16 protein-coding genes are annotated in these 19,094 nt (G+C 65.0%); 14 read left to right on the top strand and 2 right to left on the bottom strand.

Features of this window, described 5'->3' with window-relative positions:
* The first annotated feature begins 99 nt into the window (after positions 1–99).
* The 9 genes from Q5Z11_RS04820 to Q5Z11_RS04780 all read left to right on the top strand — a co-directional run bounded on the left by Q5Z11_RS04820 (position 100) and on the right by Q5Z11_RS04780 (position 10,438).
* The gene (locus Q5Z11_RS04820) at positions 100–1,275 is read left to right on the top strand and encodes an OprO/OprP family phosphate-selective porin (RefSeq protein WP_303748973.1); all 1,176 of its coding nucleotides are present in this window, start codon (positions 100–102) and stop codon (positions 1,273–1,275) included.
* Between the two features lie 42 nt (positions 1,276–1,317).
* Positions 1,318–2,646, top strand: a complete 1,329-nt coding sequence (locus Q5Z11_RS04815) for a CitMHS family transporter (protein ID WP_303749972.1) — start codon at positions 1,318–1,320, stop codon at positions 2,644–2,646.
* Between the two features lie 31 nt (positions 2,647–2,677).
* Positions 2,678–3,418 (top strand): acetoacetyl-CoA reductase, encoded by a 741-nt coding sequence (gene phbB, locus Q5Z11_RS04810; RefSeq protein WP_282271691.1) that lies wholly within the window; start codon positions 2,678–2,680, stop codon positions 3,416–3,418.
* 248 nt (positions 3,419–3,666) lie between these two features.
* Positions 3,667–5,943: a TonB-dependent receptor gene (locus tag Q5Z11_RS04805; protein WP_303748972.1), complete on the top strand. Its 2,277-nt coding sequence runs from the start codon at positions 3,667–3,669 to the stop codon at positions 5,941–5,943.
* Positions 5,944–6,212: 269 nt separating this feature from the next.
* Positions 6,213–6,773 (top strand): nucleoside deaminase, encoded by a 561-nt coding sequence (locus Q5Z11_RS04800; RefSeq protein ID WP_303748971.1) that lies wholly within the window; start codon positions 6,213–6,215, stop codon positions 6,771–6,773.
* 164 nt (positions 6,774–6,937) lie between these two features.
* Entirely contained in the window at positions 6,938–7,993 is a 1,056-nt protein-coding gene (gene rlmM / locus Q5Z11_RS04795; protein WP_303748970.1) for a 23S rRNA (cytidine(2498)-2'-O)-methyltransferase RlmM, read from the top strand.
* A gap of 159 nt (positions 7,994–8,152) precedes the next feature.
* On the top strand, positions 8,153–9,160 hold the full coding sequence (locus Q5Z11_RS04790; RefSeq protein WP_303748969.1) for an SMP-30/gluconolactonase/LRE family protein: 1,008 nt from the start codon (positions 8,153–8,155) through the stop codon (positions 9,158–9,160).
* Positions 9,161–9,223: 63 nt separating this feature from the next.
* Complete coding sequence (locus tag Q5Z11_RS04785) at positions 9,224–9,946, top strand: hypothetical protein (RefSeq protein WP_303748968.1); 723 nt, start codon at positions 9,224–9,226, stop codon at positions 9,944–9,946.
* A 90-nt stretch (positions 9,947–10,036) separates the two neighbouring features.
* Positions 10,037–10,438 carry an EF-hand domain-containing protein gene (locus Q5Z11_RS04780; protein WP_303748967.1) on the top strand — a complete coding sequence of 134 codons (402 nt, stop codon included), beginning with the start codon at positions 10,037–10,039 and terminating at the stop codon, positions 10,436–10,438.
* 132 nt (positions 10,439–10,570) lie between these two features.
* On the opposite strand, the gene Q5Z11_RS04775 is transcribed toward Q5Z11_RS04780, so the two are convergent.
* Positions 10,571–11,749 carry a UbiH/UbiF family hydroxylase gene (locus Q5Z11_RS04775; protein ID WP_303748966.1) on the bottom strand — a complete coding sequence of 393 codons (1,179 nt, stop codon included), beginning with the start codon at positions 11,747–11,749 and terminating at the stop codon, positions 10,571–10,573.
* Complete coding sequence (gene ubiH, locus Q5Z11_RS04770) at positions 11,746–12,957, bottom strand: 2-octaprenyl-6-methoxyphenyl hydroxylase (protein ID WP_303748965.1); 1,212 nt, start codon at positions 12,955–12,957, stop codon at positions 11,746–11,748. The genes Q5Z11_RS04775 and ubiH overlap by 4 nt, the downstream gene beginning before the upstream one ends.
* Positions 12,958–13,071: 114 nt before the next feature.
* Between ubiH and Q5Z11_RS04765 the strand changes: the two genes are divergently transcribed.
* The 5 genes from Q5Z11_RS04765 to Q5Z11_RS04745 all read left to right on the top strand — a co-directional run bounded on the left by Q5Z11_RS04765 (position 13,072) and on the right by Q5Z11_RS04745 (position 19,094).
* The gene (locus tag Q5Z11_RS04765) at positions 13,072–13,653 is read left to right on the top strand and encodes a hypothetical protein (RefSeq protein ID WP_303748964.1); all 582 of its coding nucleotides are present in this window, start codon (positions 13,072–13,074) and stop codon (positions 13,651–13,653) included.
* Positions 13,654–13,667: 14 nt separating this feature from the next.
* The gene (locus Q5Z11_RS04760) at positions 13,668–14,222 is read left to right on the top strand and encodes a cob(I)yrinic acid a,c-diamide adenosyltransferase (RefSeq protein ID WP_303748963.1); all 555 of its coding nucleotides are present in this window, start codon (positions 13,668–13,670) and stop codon (positions 14,220–14,222) included.
* Positions 14,223–14,280: 58 nt separating this feature from the next.
* A complete protein-coding gene (locus tag Q5Z11_RS04755; RefSeq protein ID WP_303748962.1) occupies positions 14,281–15,204 on the top strand; it encodes a histone deacetylase family protein in 924 nt (307 codons plus the stop codon).
* A 96-nt stretch (positions 15,205–15,300) separates the two neighbouring features.
* A complete protein-coding gene (gene lptD / locus Q5Z11_RS04750) occupies positions 15,301–17,736 on the top strand; it encodes an LPS-assembly protein LptD (protein ID WP_303748961.1) in 2,436 nt (811 codons plus the stop codon).
* Entirely contained in the window at positions 17,733–19,094 is a 1,362-nt protein-coding gene (locus tag Q5Z11_RS04745) for a peptidylprolyl isomerase (protein ID WP_303748960.1), read from the top strand. Before lptD ends, Q5Z11_RS04745 begins: the two co-directional genes overlap by 4 nt.

Raw genomic sequence — 19,094 nt, 5'->3', positions numbered from 1 at the left:
CCCTGACAGGCGGATGACAGCTAGTCCCCTCCAGACTGCGCCCACGCACCAGCAGGTGCCCATGTTTGCCGCGCGCCTGGCGCGCACCTGGGAGGGTTTGTGGAACTGAGTGTTTTCCAAAAGCGCAGCCTCGCTGCCGCTGTCCTGCTATGCCTTGGCGCTCCGGCGCTGGCCGCAGAAGACGAAGGTCCGGTCACAGCCACCATCGGCGGCCGCCTGCATCTGGATTTCGCCAGCTTCGACAATGACCACCGTGGTACCCCGAACAAGGACGACACCGAGATCCGTCGCGCCTGGCTGGATGTGTCCGGCAAGTTCTTCGTCGTCGACTACAAGCTGGAAGCTGACTTCTCCGGCGACCGCCCCGAAGCCAAGGACGTCTACGTCAGCCGCAGCTTCGGCGATGCCGGGCGCCTGACCGTGGGCCAGTTCAAGCAGTACTACTCGCTGGACGACCGCACCGGCTCCAACTACGGCAGCTTCCTGGAACGCGGCAACGCCGGCACCAGCCTGGCCCCGCTGTATCGCCTCGGCGCCTCATGGCAGGCCAACCCGGGCGACATGACCTGGGCGGCAAGCGTCTACAGCCTGGAAAGCATCGATGCCTGGCAGGTAAAGGGCCGCGCTGCGGGTGGCCGCGTCACCTGGGCGCCGAGCCCGGCCGCTGGCGACGTGCTGCACCTGGGCCTGTCGCTGGCCCGCGAGGCCTATGACAACCCCGGCGTGAATGGCGTTCCTGCCTTGCGCATCCGCCCGCGCCCGGCCGGCCATCTGTCCGATGAAAGCCGACTGACCCTGGTCGACTTCTCGGCCGGTCGCGATACCGACGTCAACAAGTGGTCGCTGGAATACGCGCAGGTGCGCGGCCCGCTGTCATGGCAGGGCGAGTTCAGCGGCGCCACCTTCGACGATGGCGCGCAGCGCGGCGAGGTGATGGCGGCCTACGGCATGCTCAGCTGGTTCGTCACCGGCGAGTCGCGCAGCTACGACCGCAAGACCGGTCGCTTCGCCCGCATCAAGGATATCCGCCACAAGCCAGGCGCGTTTGAAGTCGCCCTGCGCTACGACCAGATGCGCGGCAACCAGCACCTTGATGGCCAACCCGACCTGCGCAACGGCAGCACTGAAGCCTGGACCCTGGCCGGTAACTGGTACCTGCGCGACAACCTGCGCTTCATGCTCAACCTGATTGAAAGCCGCAACCGCAACCGCCTGACCGATACCACCGTGGACCACACCCGCGCGGTCACCGGTCGCCTGCAGTTCGATTTCTAAACACCTCTTCCCCGTCCTGTCCCTTCAAGGAGTCTGCAGATGATGCTGACCATCCTCGGCTTCGGCATGGTCCTGACGTTCATGTATCTCATCATGAGCAAACGACTGTCGCCGCTGGTCGCCCTGATTACCGTACCCATCGTGTTCGCCCTGATCGGCGGCTTCGGTGCCGGCCTCGATGACATGATGCTCGACGGCATCAAGAAGATTGCGCCGACCGGCGTGATGCTGATGTTCGCCATTCTCTACTTCGGGGTGATGATCGACGCCGGCCTGTTCGACCCGCTGGTGCGCATCATCCTGCGCATCGTCAAGGGTGACCCGCTGAAGATCGTGATGGGCACCGCCGTGCTGGCGATGCTGATCTCGCTCGATGGCGATGGCTCCACCACCTACATGATCACCGTGTCGGCGATGCTGCCGCTGTACCGCCGGCTGGGCATGAACGCGCTGAGCATGACCTGCGTGACCATCCTCGCCGGTGGCGTGATGAACCTCACCCCATGGGGCGGCCCGACCGCGCGTGCTGCCACAGCACTGCATGTGGATCCGGCCGATGTGTTCGTGCCACTGATTCCGGCGATGGTGCTGGCCTGCGCCGGCATTCTTGCACTGGCCTGGTACCTGGGCATGAAGGAACGCCGTCGCCTCGGTGTGGTTGCCCTGCCGCAGGGTGGCTCGTGGATGGACGCCAGCGTCTCCGATGACAGCGATGCACTGCCGACGGTGGAAGATGCCGAAGACACCAAGCGGCCCAAGCTGCTGTGGGTCAACTTCGCGCTGACCCTGGCACTGATGGCCGCGCTGGTGATCGGCCTGCTGCCGATGCCGGTGCTGTTCATGGTGGGCTTCGCCATCGCGCTGGTGATCAACTACCCGAACCTGGCCGAGCAGCGCCGCCGCGTGGTCAACCATGCAGGCAATGTGCTGTCGGTGGTGTCGCTGATCTTCGCCGCGGGCATCTTCACCGGCATCCTGTCCAACACCGGCATGGTCGAGGCGATGTCACGCGGCTTCCTGTCGGTGATTCCGGAAGCCTGGGGGCCGTACCTGGCGGTGATCACCGCCGTGGCATCGATGCCCTTCACTTTCTTCATGTCCAATGACGCCTTCTATTTCGGCGTGCTGCCGATCCTGTCCGAAGCGGCGGGTCACTACGGCATCACCCCGGTGGAAATGGCGCGCGCCTCGCTGGCCGGACAGCCGGTACATCTGTTGAGCCCGCTGGTGCCATCGACCTATCTCTTGGTTGGCTTGGCCAAGGTCGACTTCGCTGACCACCAGAAGTTCACCCTGAAGTGGGCTGTGCTGATCTCCATGATCCTGATGGCCGGCAGCCTGCTGTTCGCCCTGTATCCACTGGCCGCCTGAGCGGCACCTACCTGACGCATTGGAGAGCACCATGACGCTACGTATCGCTTACGTCACCAGTGGCATGGGCAGTGTAGGCACTGCCATCTGCCAATCCCTGGCCCGCGCCGGCCACACGGTGGTGGCAGGCTGCGCGCCGGATTCACCGCGCAAGGCCAACTGGATCCGCGAGCAGCGCGAACTCGGCTTCGACTTCATCGTGTCCGAAGGCAATGCCGCCGACTGGGATTCCACCACCGCTGCGTTCGCCAAGGTGCGTGCGGAAGTGGGCGAAGTGGATGTGCTGGTCAACAATTCCGGCGGCAGCCGCGACATGCTGTTCCGGCAGATGAGCACCGAGGATTGGAATGCGGTGATCGCCTCCAACCTCAACACCTTGTTCAACCTGAGCAAACAGGTGGTCGATGGCATGACCAACCAGAACTGGGGCCGCATCATCAACATCGGCTCGGTCAGTGCGCAGAAGGGCCAGATCGGCCAGGTCAACTACGCAACGGCCAAGGCTGCGATGCACGGCTTCAGCCGCGCGCTTGCTGCCGAGGTCGCTGCGCGCGGTGTCACCGTCAACACCATTTCACCGGGCTACATCGCCAGCCAGGCGATCAGCAGCTTCCCGCCGGATGTATTGGACCGGCTTGCGGCCTCGGTACCGATCCGCCGCCTCGGCAAGCCCGAAGAGGTAGCTGCGCTGTGCGCGTGGCTGGCCAGTGATGATGCGGCCTATGTCACCGGTGCTGACTATCCGGTCAACGGTGGTCTGTACATGGGTTGATGTTGCGATTGATGGATTCAACACCAGACGCCGCGCTTTGTCGCGGCGTTTTCTTTTGGGAGGCCTGCGCACCGTTGCTGTCGAGCGTCTGGTATTTCATATCGACTGCGTCGCACTTCTGCTCGCATCTGTGCGCAAAACACCGTGGAACAGCAATGTTTCGCATCTGCGTAAACGAGCTTTAACAATCGTCCGACAGGCTCCTTGGACCGGCGTACACGCCGGCCTTTCCATGGACCCGGTAGACAATGAATCTCCAACGCCTCAGCTTCGCCATCACCCTCGCCCTGTGCACAAACCACGCCTTCGCCGAAGCCGCTGCAGACAGCGGTGCCTCTGCGCAGACACTGCATACCATCTCGGTGATCGGCCAAGGCCAGACCCGCCAGGTGCAGCGTATCGGCGAAGTCGACAAGCAGGTGTTGCCGCCGGGCAGCAGCGGCCAGAAGATTCTTGATCGCCTGCCTGGTGTATCCGTGCAGTCCAATGATGCCTTCGGTGCCAACGAAGAATCGCAGACCATCAGCCTGCGCGGTTTCGACAAGACCCGCTTGGGCTATACGCTTGATGGCATCCCGCTCGGCGACAACAGCTATGGCAACTACAACGGCCTGAGCATCGCCCGCGCCATCATCGCCGAGAACCTGGGCGGCGCAGAGTTGTCACAGGGCATCGGCTCGCTGGGCGTGGCTTCGACCAGCAACCTGGGCGGGGCAATCCAGTACTTCTCGCAGGATCCATCCACGGTGTTCGGCGGCCGTGCCAGCGTCACCGTCGGCGATGACAACCAGCGCCGCGGTTATCTGCGCGTGGATACCGGCGACCTGAATGGCTTCTCCGCCTATGTCTCCGGCGTGCACCAGGACGCCGACATGTGGGCCGCGCCACACCAGAACCAGACCACGCGCCAGTTCAACGCCAAGGCAGTGTGGAACGTGGGCGATCATCGTTTCGGCGCCTTCGTTGCCACTTCGCGGGCCAGCCAGGCCAACTACGCCTACCTGTCCAAGAGCATGCTGCAGCGTGGCCTGGGCTATGACTGGAACATCTATGCACCGGATTGGGACCGCGCCGTCGCTGCCGCGTACTGCGCACCGGGAACCTTCGATGCAGACCGCTGCGCGTTCTCCGGCGGCGTCAACAGCATCGACGATGCCTATTACCAGAGCCGCGCCTTGCGCGATGACAACCTCTACTCACTCGATGCCAACCTGCATCTCGGTGACGGACTCAACCTCAAGCTGCTGGCCTACCATCACGACAACCGTGGCCAGGGCCATTGGTGGGCGCCGGGCCAGCCTTCCAATCCCGGCACCGACAAGATGCTGCCGATCTCGATCCGCAGCACCAACTACACCATCGACCGCCAGGGACTGACCGCTGCGCTGTCGTGGACGGTCGGCATCCATGAGCTGGAAGCCGGCCTGTGGTTCGAGCAGAACGACCACAACGTCGAGCGCAACTTTTACTACATCGACGGCCCGTTCCTAGACGACACCTACCTCAAGAATCCGGACCGTCGCCTGTTCGACCAGGATTTCGATATCCGCACCCGCCAGTTCTATGTGCAGGACCGCATGCTTTTCCTCGATGAACGCCTGACCGTGGATGTCGGCATCAAGAGTCCGAACACGCGCATGCGCGCCACTGCACAGCCCGGCACCGAACAGAAATTCGCCTCCGGCACGCTGACCGCCAAGGAATCGCTGCTGCCGCAGTTGGGCCTCGGCTTCAAGCTCAATGCCAACAACGAGCTGTTTGCCTCGTATGCAGAGAACATCGCCGCCTTTGTCGGAGGTGGCAGCGGCGGCCCGCTGCAGGTGTCGCCTGAATCCTTTGCCGCCAGCGCAGGATTGGAACCGGAGAAATCCAAGACCTTTGAAGCCGGCTTCCGCAGCTTCGGTGCCAGGTACCAGGCATCGCTGGCGGCGTATCACGTGATGTTCGACAACCGCCTGCTCTCGCTCAACCCCTGCACCAGCATCGAAGTCGGCACACGTCCGGAGTGCATCACCCGCTTCATCAACGTCGGCTCGGTGAAGAGCCAGGGCGCGGAGCTGACCTTCATCCTCAAGCCGACGCAGGGCCTGCAGTGGTACAACGCGCTGTCCTGGAACAAGACCACCTATGAGGACGATTACGTCTCCGGCGGTGCGATCGTGCCGGTGGCCGGCAAGATCACCGTCGATACACCGCAGCGCATGGCATCCAGCGAGCTGAGCTGGAACCATGATGGCTGGTTCGCCAGCCTGCGCGGCAAGTACACCGGCAAGCGCTACTACACCTATACCAACGACCAGTCGGTGCCGGGCGTGACCACCTTCGATGCCGGCGGTGGTTACAGCTTCGGCCCCGGCCTGGGCCTGCAGAACGTCAAGGTGTCCTTGAACGTCACCAACCTGACCAACAAGCGCTACGCCGGTCAGCTCAGCTCGTTCGCCCCGACCGACCCCAACGGCACCCGCTACGCCATCCACGCCAGCGCCCCGCGGCAGATCTTCATGACGGTCGGCGCGGAGTTCTAAGCCTTTCGGCCCCCTCCCTTTGGCCGAAGGCCAAGGGGAGGGTTGGGGAGGGGTGCTTTTTGCGTCATCCCAAAACCCACAAGCAAAAGCCAACCCCCTCCCAACCTCCCCCTTGGCTTCGCCAAAGGGGAGGGGCTGAGCACGGCTCCGCTCAACGTCAGCATGCTCCGCCAACCCAAACACCTGAACAGCCCCGGAGCCCAAACCCGCCCGACCGCCCCAGTCCGCTAAACTGACCGCCGTTTTTTGCCACAACACCGGTCATCATCATGCTGCACGCCCAGGTTCACCTCACCCTCCCCGTCTGGATCCACGACGCCGTCGACTGCGACCGCGCCTATACCAGCGATGCGGACAAGGTGGCGCTGGCCATCGAGCTGTCGCGGCTGAATGTTGAACACGCCAGTGGCGGCCCGTTTGGCGCGGTGGTGTTCGGCCCGGACCACAAGGTGATCGCCGCCGCGGTGAACCGCGTGGTGCCGCATGCCACCTCGTTGGCACATGCCGAAAACATGGCGTACATGCTGGCCCAGCAGAAGCTCAACACCCCGCGCCTGAACGCGCTGCTGTCGCCGATCACCATGGCTACGTCCTCACAGCCCTGCTGCCAGTGCTATGGCGCCACCGTCTGGGCCGGCATCGACCGCCTGCTGATCGGCGCCTGCGCTGCCGACGTGGAAGAACTGACCCCGTTCGATGAAGGCCCGCTGCCTGCAGATTGGGCCGGCGAGCTGAACAAGCGCGGCATCGAAGTCGTGCAAGGCATCAACCGCGACGACGCCCGCGCCGTACTGCACAGCTACGGCAAGAACGACGGCGCACGCTACTGATACTCAAAGCCCCTCTCCCGCCTGCGGGAGAGGGGTTGGGGTGAGGGTCCGGCAGTTCTCATGCAGTCTGCCAGCGAACCGCGACCTACCCCCATCCGCCCCTGCGGGGCACCTTCTCCCAGTGGGAGAAGGACAGCCCCAACCGCTCCACACCAAGGATTTCCATGACCGGCCTGCTCTGCTACTGCCGCCAAGGCTTTGAACCGGAACTGGCCGGCGAACTGAACGACCGTGCAGGCCATGCCGGCGTTGCCGGTTACGCCCGCACCCAGCGCAACCATGGCTACGTGGTGTTCGTCACCGACGAGGCCGAAGCGCTGGACCAGCGCCTGCCCTGGCGCGAGCTGATCTTCGCCCGCCAGAAGCTGCGGATTCTCGCCGAACTGCCGCAGCTTGATGCAAGCGATCGCATCACCCCGATCATTGCCGCGCTGGAAGGCCAGCAGCGGTTTGGTGATCTGTGGGTCGAGCACCCCGATTCGGACGCCGGCAAACCGCTGGCCGGCCTGGCCCGCGCCTTCGGCAATGCGCTGCGCCCGGCGCTGCGCAAAGGCGGCCTGCTCACCGACAAGCCCAACGGCAAGCTGCCGCGCCTGCACGTGGTGTTCGTTGATGGCACGCATGCCTTCGTCTGCGTCTCCGATACCCGCGACAGCGCGCCGTGGCTGCTGGGTATCCCGCGCTTGAAGCTGCTGCCGGATGCACCCTCGCGTTCGGCCTTGAAGCTGGAAGAAGCGTTCATGACCCTGCTTACGCCGGAAGAACGCGAAGCCCTGGTTGTGCCCGGCATGCGTGCGGCCGATCTGGGCGCGGCACCCGGCGGCTGGACCTGGGTACTGACCCGCCAGCACCTGCATGTCAGCAGCATCGACAATGGCCCGCTGCGCCAGCATGTACTGGATACCGGCCTGGTCGAACACCTGCGCGCCGATGGCTTCCATTGGCAGCCGGAGATCGGCCTGGACTGGATGGTCTGCGACATGGTCGAGCAGCCGCGCCGCGTTGCCGAGCGCATGGCTACCTGGTTGCGCGAAGGCTGGTGCAAGCACACCATCTTCAACCTCAAGCTGCCGATGAAGAAGCGCTGGGATGAAACGCGCCTGTGCCTGGATCTGTTCGCGGAGAAGGCCGGCAAACCGCTGACCATCCGCGCCAAGCAGCTGTATCACGACCGCGAGGAAATCACGGTATTCGTGACCCCAAGGGCCAAGGGCTTTTGATCAGAGCCCTGTCCCGTCCACGGGAGAGGGGTTGGGGTGAGGGCAGCTTGCGCGCCCCTGTAGTGCCGAGCCATGCTCGGCATGGGCATTACCGGTAAAGCCTATGCCGAGCATGGCTCGGCACTACATTTGGTTGCGCTGGTAAAGCCTCTGCCGAGCATGGCTCGGTACTACCTTGGCCGTTCCACATCCCGCTCCAACCCGTGCCTCTGGCACACTCGCGCTTCCACCAACACGGAAGTCGCCGCCATCGCCCACCAGATCACCCGCGCCCGCATCGCCGCCTTCGCGCTCATCAGCCTGAGCAGCACTGCACTGGCCGCCGACAACTTCATCGCCCGCGACCACGTCAGCGATGGCACCTTCACCACCGGCATCGAAGGCCCGGCGACCGGCCCGGATGGCGCGCTGTACGTGGTCAACATCGGCAAGGACGGCACCATTGGCCGGGTTGATGAAACCGGCAAGGCAACGCTGTTCCTCACTCTGCCCGAAGGCAGCGTCGGCAACGGCATCCGCTTCGGCCGCGACGGTGCGATGTATATCGCCGACTACGCGCGCCACAACATCCTGCGCGTCGCCCCAGGCTCCACCAACGTCGGCGTGTTCGCGCACCTGCCCGATGCCCACCAGCCCAACGACATCGCCCTCGCCCCGGACGGCACGCTCTACGCCAGCGATCCCAACTGGTCCAAGGCCGATGACGGCCAGCTGTGGCGCATCGACCGAGACGGCAGCGTGCATCTGCTTGAATCCGGCATGGGTACCACCAATGGCGTCGAGGTCAGCCCTGACGGTAAGCGCCTGTACGTCAATGAAAGCGTGCAACGCAATGTCTGGGTCTACGACCGCGCCACTGACGGCAGCATCAGCAACAAGCGCCTGCTGATCCGCTTCGACGAGCACGGCATGGACGGCATGCGCTGCGACGCCGATGGCAATCTCTATATCGCCCGTTACGACGCCGGTGTGGTTGCCGTGATCTCGCCTGAAGGCAAATTGCTGCGCGAGGTGCCGCTCAAGGGCCGCAAGCCCAGCAATCTTGCCTTCGGTGGCAGCGATGGCCGCCAGGTTTTCGTCACCCTGCAGGACCGGGGCGCGGTGGAGACCTTCCAGGCCGACCGCCCTGGCCGTGAATACGGCTTGCAAGTAACAGCCAAACCCTGAGGCCGCTAGTCTCAGCTGCTGCAATCCATATCAGGCATGCTGTATGTCATGGGAGGAACCGCAATGCACAGCATCGAATTGAAGGACCCGGCCGGCTTCGGCAATGAGTTTCTGCGGCTGACCCTGATGCAGGGCTTCCAGTCGTTGACCAAGCGCGACCTGGAACTGCTGATATTCGTGTTGATCGAACGCGATGGGGCGATCAATCGCAGCGATTCCAATGCTGCGGTCGCGCTGCAACTGCGGGTCACCCCCGCCAAGGTCAAAGGCCTGCGTCGCGATGGCTATGCACGCTGGCGGGCCTTGGTACCCGAAGAAGGCGACAGCGCCCTGCAGCGCATCGTCGCTGCTGTGCTGACCGAGGCCAACCTGCGCTCCGGGGCAAAACACGTCAGCGAGCGCAGCCGCAAGGAAGGCTTCCTCGCCATCCGCATCGAGCATCCCGACGATGCCCAGCGTTTCGAGCAGGCCATCCTCGATGTCGGTGCGATCCCGGTCTATGAGCGCAACCGCGAAGTGGTTGCGGTGCGCTTCGACACCCTGCTCAACATCGCCGAACGCTGGAACTACCTGCAGCCTGATCCGCAGGCCGCCCTGGATGCATTGAAGAAGCTGGCTCCGACCTCTGAAGAGGTCGCCGACCTGCTGAAGAAGGACGTCAGCCAACTGCGCTGGGTCGATCTGCGGCGCGCGCTCAACAGCCTGGGCGCGAAGGCGATCAGTTCTACCGCCGAAGGTGGCTTGAAAGGCCTGCTGAAACTGGTCTTCCCGTTCATTCCGGGCTGATTGGCTCGCCCGTTCAGCTGCTGCGCACTACCATCACAACTGCCGCCACCCGCGTGGCGGGCCCTGTTTCCACCAACGATGAGTCGTGCCATGTCTGCGCTTCGTACTGCCCTGCCGCTGGCGTTTGCCATCCTGTTGCCCGTCGCCGCCAACGCGCAGACGGTACCGCGCCCTGAGCCCGCGGTCAGCATGCCGTTGAACGATGCGCCGGTGCATGTGCGCGAGCAGTCGTTGGCGACTGGCAAGGTCACCCACTCGACGCAGATCCTGATGCCCACCGATCAGGCCCAGGTCACCGTGCGTTCGATCCAGCCAGACAGCGTGATCGGCAATTACCGCATCGACTTCGATGCGATGGATGTGGATGGCGACGGCTTCATCAGCCGCGAGGAAGCGCAGGCCAATCCCGCCTTGGCCGATGAGTTCAATGCGCTGGATACAGCCCGCCGCGGCAAACTGTCGCGTGAGCAGTTGGCAGGCTGGTTGCGCTAAGGCATCACCTGTAGTGCCGAGCCATGCTCGGCATGGGGCGTTACCGGTAAAACCCTTGCCGAGCATGGCTCGGCACTACACTGGCATTGCTGGTAAAGCCTCTTGCCGAGCATGGCTCGGCACTACATTGCCCTAAAGGCCTGAGGCGCGCTTCCAGAACATCGACATCAGTGGCGGCATCCTGCCCGCCAGACCCAATAGCGCGCCACGCGCCAAGGTCAGGTGCATCTCGTCATTGGAGAACACCTTGTTGATCGCATCGAAACTGTAAGCAGCCACGGTGTTCTCGCTGCGACGCGTCCGCGCCCAGCGTTGCAGGCGGTGCGGAGAACTCCAATCCTGCCGACGCTGCTTCGCTTCGCGCACAAGATCACGCAGACCGGCCACATCGCGCAGACCCAAGTTCACACCCTGCCCAGCCAGCGGGTGCACCACGTGTGCGGCATCTCCCAGGGTCAGCACGCGCCCGGCGACATACGCCGTTGCCAACTGTCGACGCAGCGGGAATGCAGCGCGCGCGGACACCAGTTTCATCTCGCCCAGACGCCCGGCAAACGCATTGGTCAACTCGCGGTTGAAGCTGTCCTCATCCAGGGCCAGCACGCGCTCGGCCTCGGCATCGGGCAGGGTCCAGACGATGGAGCTGCGGTTGCGGTCGAATGGCAGCACCGCCAGCGGGCCGGTATCAAGGAAACGCTGCCAGGCGGTGTCTTCGTTCGGCAGCGTGCTGTCGACATAGGCGACCACGCCACGCTGGCCGTAGTCATGTCGGCTGACATCCAACCCTGCCAGGCTGCGCAGAGTGGATTCGGCGCCATCGGCGGCAATCGCAATCGAGGCTTCGACGCGGCGACCGTCATCCAGACGCAGGCGCACGCCCTGCGCGTCCTGCTCCATCGCCTCCACCCGCGCCGGGCAATACAGCTGCACGCCCGCAGCCGGCAGCGCCGCCCACAGCCGATCAACCAACAGGCCGTTCTCGACGATCCAACCCAGCTCGCGGCGGCCCAGCGTGTCGGCGTCGAAGGTCAGGTCGCCACCACCAGCGGCATCCCATACCCGCATGCGTCGATAGGCACGGGCGCGGGCCTGATCCACCTGCTTCCACACGCCCAGTGATTCCAGCAACGCGGCATTGTCGGCAGCAAACGCGAAGACACGCAGGTCCGGCTTCTGTGGCGACCACGGCGACGGCTCACGGCCTTCCACCATCGCCACCTGCAGACCTTCTCCGGCCAGCGCCAATGCGCAGGCCGCACCAACCACGCCACCGCCGACGATCACCGCATCCCACTGTCCGCGCCGGCTCATCGCCCCTCACTCCTGCACAACTCAGGCACCTGCCCGCGGAAGCCCATCGCGCCGCCAACCAGGAAGGACTGCACCGCAGGGGCCTGCGCCGCGGCAACAAAACCCAGGCTGCGCAGCGGCCGGATCAGCGGCGTGGCATTGCTGGTCAAACGGGCAAGCCCATCGGAGAACGCCAGGGTCTGCTCGCGGTCGGGTCCGCGTCGCTCCACATAGGCCTGCAGCAGCGCTTCGCTGCCCGGGTCCTGGACGGCGTCGCCAATCAGTTCGGCCAGGGTCAGCGCATCGCGCAGACCGAGGTTGAAGCCTTGTGCACCCAGCGGGTGGATGGTCTGCGCGGCATTGCCCAGCAGCAGCGCGCGCTCGCCGACCAGCTTCTGCGCCAGCACCTGGATCAGCGGGTAGGCGCTGCGCGGGCCGCTTTCCAGCAGCCGCCCTGCGCGCCAGCCCACGGCGTCCTGCAGTCGTGCCAGCCACGCCGCATCGTCCAGTGCCATCACCGCGTCAGCCTCTTCGCGGGCGACGCCGTGGACCACGCCGTAATGGCGGTCGCCACGCGGCAGCAGCGCGGTCGGGCCGGTATCGGTGAAGCGTTCGTAGGCGCAGCCATCCGGCGCCTTGGCCGCTCTCAGGCGCGCTACGAACAGGGTCTGCTGATAGTCGTGTTCGCTGACATCGATGCCCAGCGCCTGCCGAACCGCGCTGCGGGTGCCATCGGCGCCCACCACCAGCCGCGCCTGCAGGCGCTGTTCGCCGGCCTCATCGGCAATGACCACCTCGCGGCGGCCCTCGCTGCTCGCGCCCAGACCGACGAACTTCGCCGGGCGGTAGCGGGTCAGCTGCTGCAGTTCGCCCAAGCGGGCTTCCAGCGCCTCGCCAAAGTCGCGTGCCACCACCACCTGGCCAAAAGCGTCGCGACCGTAATCGCTGGCCTGCATCACTACCCGCCCGAAGTCACCGGCACGGCTGACATGGATGCGGCGGATCGGCCCGCCGGGGTTGGCGAGCTTCTGCATCACCCCCAGCGCGGTCAGCGCATTGATCGTTGCCGCGGCAAAGCTGAGGTTGCGCTGGTCGAACACCGCCGGCAGCGCGCCGCCCGGGGTTGCCTCGACCAGGCCTACGTCCAGCCCAAGCCGGTCCAGGGCGATGGCCAGGCTGGCACCTACCAGCCCGCCACCGACGATCACTACGTCATGGTTCTTGCTCATCCCACCATGATAACGGGGGTTCACCCGCCCGGTCGCCGCCCCATGCCGCAGTGCAACCGCCGGTTCACCCCCACTACGGCTAGAATGGCGGTCTGATTAACGGAAATCGCCACCATGACTGCCAACGTCCAACGCGCCTTCATCCTGTCCGTGCTCCTGCTGCTGATGGCCGGCACTCGCATCAACCATTTCGCGCCGATCCCGGATGCGTCGTGGGCGGTGTTCTTCATTGGCGGCTTCTACCTGCGCAACTGGACCCGCTGGGCGTTCCCGCTGCTGATGGCGCTGGCAGTGGTGGTTGACTGGGTGGTGATCTCCAACCAGGGCATGAGCTTCTGGCAGCACTACTGCGTTTCGGCGGCCTACTGGATGCTGATTCCGGCCTACTTCGCGATGTGGGCCGGCGGCATGCTGCTGCGTCGCTACTACCGCAGCGCCAACCTCAAGTCGCTGGGCCTGCTGGCCGTCACCGTGATCGGCTCGGTCGCGCTGTGCCACCTGATCGCCCAGGGCAGCTTCTACTGGATCAGCGCCTCGGTTGCCGAGCCGACCTTCGCTGGCTGGGCCAAGAACTACAGCGACTGGCTGCTGCCGTACATGCAGAGCGCCGCCATGTACATCGGCGCCGCCGCACTGGTGCAGCTCGCCGTTGAAGCCACCAGCAAGCAGTCGGCCGCTGGCCGCGTTGCCCACTAAGGGCACGCCGGGCAATGGGTAACCGTCTTTCCAAGATCTACACCCGCACCGGTGACGATGGCAGCACCGGCCTGGGTGATGGCAGCCGTACCGGCAAGGATTCGCTGCGGGTCAACGCTTACGGCACCGTCGATGAGGCCAATTCGGCCATTGGCGTGCTGCTGGCGGTGAGCCTGCCCGACGACATCCGCAACCTGCTCACCACCATCCAGCACCAGATGTTCGACCTGGGTGGCGAGCTGTGCATCCCCGGCCATGCCGCCATCCACGCCGCCGACATCGACGCGCTGGAACAGCACCTGGACCGCTACAACGACGACCTGCCGCCGCTGAAGGACTTCATCCTGCCAGCCGGCGGCGAAGGCGCGGCGCGTTGCCACCTGGCGCGCACCATCGTCCGTCGTGCCGAGCGCGAAACCGTTGCGCTGGCTCGCGTCGAGGATATCCGTGGCGAAGCGGTGCGCTACCTGAACCGCCTGTCCGACCTGTTGTTCGTGCTGTCCCGCGTGCTTGCCAGGGCCGATGGCCAGGGTGAAGTGCTGTGGAACCACGAACGTCGTCGCGGCTGATCCTCCTCCCCCCATACAACGCCGCGCAACGCGCGGCGTCGACGGTTACAGTGCGGCCATGCTGGTATTCACCCACCCTGCCTGCCTTGAACACGACCCCGGCATCGACCACCCTGAGTCGCCGGAGCGTCTACACGCCGTTATTTCCGCCCTACGGGCCGAATTCCCGGACCAGCTGGAGTGGCGCAATGCGCCGCCTGCCAAGCTCGGCGAACTGGCCCGTGTGCACACCCGCGAGTTGATCGACTCGGTCCTGCAGGTGCAGACCGCGCCGCTGCGGCGCATCGACCTGGACACCTTCAGCTCGCCCGGTTCGGCCAGCGCGGCTCTGCACGCGGCCGGTGCCGGCGTCGCTGCGGTGGACGCGGTGATGCTCGGCGAGGACAACAAGCACGTGTTCTGCGCGGTACGCCCACCCGGCCACCACGCCACCGCCGATACCGCGATGGGCTTCTGCCTGTTCAACAACATCGCCGTGGCTGCCGCCTATGCCCGCGACAAGTACGGCCTGGAACGGATCGCCATCGTCGATTTCGACGTGCACCACGGCAATGGCACCCAGGCCATCTTCGAGACCGACCCGAAGGTCGCCTACTACAGCACCCACCAGTCCGGCCTGTTCCCGTTCTCGGGCAACATGCGCGAACGCGGGGTGGGCAATATCTGCAACATCCTGCTGCCGCCGGGCAGTGGCGGCTTCCGCTTCCGCAATACCTGGGCCGACGAGATGCTGCCGCAGATCGAGGCGTTCCAACCTCAATTACTGTTCATCTCGGCCGGTTTCGATGCGCATATGCGCGACCCGCAGGCCGACCTGATGGTCGAGACCGAGGATTTCGGCTGGCTGACCGCCGAGCTGGTCACGCTCGCCGCCCGCCATGGCAGCGGCCGCGTGGTGTCCATGCTGGAAGGCGGCTACGACCTGCAGGCGCTGCGCGAATGCAGCGTGGCGCACGTCCAGGAACTGCTCGCAACCCGTTGATGGATGAACCCCGCCCGGCCCATCGGGCAGCCCTTCATTGCCCCCATGCAGGCGATGCGGCAAGCTAGCGGCCGTTTTCCCCCGAATGCGAACCGCGTGCGCCGAGCTCTCCGCCTGCTTCCCCTGCCCTTGGGCATTGCCATCTGCCTGCCCGCCTGGGCCGACGAGAAGCCGGTGAACTGGGGCCTATGCCCGGCCACCGACACCTTGCCTGCGTTCGACGAGGCCCCGCCGGTCGACCCCGCCGCTGCCGCCAACCGCGAGCAGTTGCCCACCGATATCGAAGGCAACGAGCTCTCCGGCACCAGCACCATGCCGCAATACCAGGGCAATGTGCTGCTCAAGCGTGGCGACCAGTTCATGGGCGCCGATACGTTGCGCATGGACACCGAGTCCGGCAATTACATCGCCGAGGGCAATGTCCGTTACTCGGATTCGTCGATCCGCATGGTGGCCGAGCGCGCGGAAGGCAATCAGGAAACGGATTCGCACAAGATCAGCGACATCCGTTACCAGCTGGTTTCCCGCCGCGGCAACGGCTCGGCGGATTCGGTCGACCTGCAGGGCTCGACCGGGCAGATGCACCATTCCAGCTACACCACCTGCGATCCCTCGCAACCGGTGTGGAAGTTGGTGGCGCCGCAGATCGACGTCGACAACGAAGAAGGCTTCGGCACGGCCCGCAACGCCGTGCTGCGCGTGGGCAAGCTGCCCGTGCTGTACATGCCCTACTTCAAGTTCCCGATCGACGACCGCCGCATGACCGGCCTGCTCTACCCGAAGCTGAGCATGTCCGGGCGCAACGGTTTCGACTACGCGCAGCCGATCTACTTCAACCTGGCGCCGAACTACGACGACACCCTGACCCCGCGCTACATGAGCAAGCGTGGTCTGCTGCTGGAGAACGAGTTCCGCTACCTGTACTCCGGCGGCCGTGGCCAGCTCGATACCTCGTACATGCCGAACGACTCACTGCGCGATCGCGATCGTGGCGCGTTGTCGTTCAACGGCTACCACAACGTCGACAAGAACTGGCAGGCGCGCGCCAACCTGGCCTGGGTCAGCGACGAGCGCTATGTCGAGGACTTCGCCAATCGCCTGAACGGCATCACCGCCTCCAACATGCAGAGCGCTGCTGGCCTGTATGGCACCGGCCGCACCTGGACCGCCGGCATCATGGCCGACGAGTGGCAGCTGACCGACTACACGCTGACCGAGCAGTCCCTGCCCTACAGCCGCCAGCCGCGCCTGTTTGGCACCTGGGAGGAATCCTTCGGCCACTGGTTCGAAGCCGGCATCTATGCCGAAGCCGTGCGTTTCACCCACGATGACATCCGCCACAAGACGCTCGATGCCGATGGCGAATACATCCGCACCGGCGATGTCACCCGCGTGTACGGCGGCTCCCGCCTCGACATCAAGCCCTATGTCTCGATGCCGCTGGGCGGCGCTGCCTGGTACATCACCCCGACCCTGGCCTGGCGTTACACCGCCTACGACCTGGAACGCGGCCTCGCCGACGACATCCGTGCCCAGCAGCTGCGCGCCGCCGGCATCGACCCGGCCACCGCCCCCCCTGCGCAGCTGCGCGGCAATACTTCGCCCAGCCGCAGCATGCCGATCGCCAGCCTCGACATGGGGCTGTTCTTCGACCGCGAGACCACGCTGGGCGGCAAGTCCTACCTGAATACGCTGGAGCCGCGGCTGTTCTACCTGAACACGCCCTACCGTGACCAGTCGGACCTGCCACTGTTCGACACCCGTGCCTTCACCTTCAGCTGGGGCCAGCTGTTCCGCGACTCCCGCTTCACCGGCGCCGACCGCCAGAACGATGCCAACCAGCTGACCACCGCACTGACCACGCGCCTGATCCGCCAGGAAGACGGCCGCGAGAAGCTGTCGGCCAGTATTGGCCAGATCACCTATTTCGAAGACTCCCAGGTCACCGTCAACCCCGGCGACCCGGTAGTGAGCGAAAGCAAGTCCGCCTGGGTGGCCGACGTCAACTGGGCGCTGACCGACCGCTGGACCCTGGGCAGCACCTACCAGTGGAATCCCAAGTTCCGCAAGGAAGACCTGGCCAGCGTGCGTGCGCGCTACCTGCTGCCCGACGACGGCGTGATCAACCTGAGCTACCGCTACCGCGGCAACCCGACCACCGGCCAGGAACAGCTCAAGCAGGCGGACTTCTCCTTCCTGTACCCGATCAACCCGCGCTGGAGCATCGTCGGCCGCTATTACTACTCGATGCTGGACAGCAAGCCGCTGGAAATCATCGGCGGCGTGCAGTGGGACAGCTGCTGCCTGGCAGTGCGTGCGCTGGCCCGCCGTTACGTCCGCAACCGCGAAGGTGACCTCAATAATTCGTTCCAGATCGAGTTCGTGCTCAAGGGCCTGAGCTCGGTTGGACAGAACACGGACCGCACCTTGCGCCGTGCTATTCTCGGCTACAACCGAGACGACCTCTACCTCGTTCCGCCAAGCAACATCGAGGCGAACGACGACGACTACGATCCCAACCAGATTCCATGACCAAGACCCTTCCTGCAGTCCTCGCCACCTTGCTGGCGTTCTCCGGCGTTGCCGCCCCGGCTGTTGCACAGCAGACGCAACCGCTGGATCGCATCGCCGCCGTCGTCGACGAAGGCGTGATCCTGCAGAGCGAACTGCAGCGTGCGGTCGCCAACATCAAGGGCCAGTACGCTGGCCGCGAAGCCCAGCTGCCGCCTGAAGCCGTGCTGGAACGGCAGGTGCTGGAGCGCCTGGTACTGGTCAAGCTGCAGGTGGCGCGCGCCGAAGGCAGCGGCATCCGCGTCAGCGACGAAGAACTGAACCACGCCATCGGCAGCATTGCCCAGCAGAATGGCACCACGGTCGATGGCCTGCGCCAGCGCCTGGCCCAGGACGGTATTGGTTTCTCCGATTTCAGCAATTCGGTGCGCGAGGAAATCATCACCCAGCGCCTGCGCCAGAGTTTCGCGCAGAGCCGTATCAGCGTCAGCGAAGGTGAAGTGGATGCCGCACTGGCACAGCAGAACGCCGGCGGTGCCCAGTTCCATCTGGCGCACATCCTGATCGCCCTGCCCGAGGGCGCGACTGCCGAGCAGATCGCCACCGGCCAGAGCAAGGTCGACGGCGTCAAGAACCTGCTGGACAAGGGCGAGCTGGACTTCTCCGCCGCCGCCGTGCGTTATTCGGACAGCCCCAACGCGCTGGAAGGCGGCGACCTGGGCTGGCGTAGTGCGGATGAAATCCCCAACGCGTTCGCCAACCAGATCAAGACCATGAAGGCCGGCGACGTGCTTGGCCCGATCCGCGGCCCGAGCGGCTTCCAGCTGCTCAAGCTGGTGGAAACCCGTGATGCCGGCAGCGCTGCCGACGGCGGCCAGAAGGTTACCGAGTACCACGCCCGCCACATCCTGATCCGCGTCACCGACCAGGTCGACGAAGCGGCTGCCAAGGCCAAGATCGAAACCCTGCGTGCGCGCATCGTCGGCGGTGCCGACTTCCAGGCCGTGGCCAAGGAGTCCTCCGACGACACCAACAGCCGTGGCCAGGGCGGCGACCTGGGCTGGTTCCCGGCCGATGCCTTCGGCCCGGACTTCGGCAAGCAGGTTGAAAGCCTGAGCGACAATGGCGTCGGCACCCCGTTCCGTACCGATGCCGGCTGGCACATCGTGCAGCGCGTTGCCTCGCGTCAGACCGACGTCGGCGACAACAACAAGCGTGCGCAGATCCGTGAACAGATCGGCCGTCGCAAGCTGGACGACGAGTACAACCGCTTCCTGCAGGAACTGCGTGGTGAAGCCTACGTCAGCTTCCGCAGCGGTGACCGCGCCGAGGGCAATGCCGACACGGCAACCACCCCGGCAGAACCGGCCAAGCCCTGA

This window comes from Stenotrophomonas sp. 610A2 (genome assembly GCF_030549615.1).
Classification (GTDB): Bacteria; Pseudomonadota; Gammaproteobacteria; order Xanthomonadales; family Xanthomonadaceae; genus Stenotrophomonas; species Stenotrophomonas pigmentata.
This window is presented reverse-complemented; position numbering and strand designations above follow the sequence as displayed.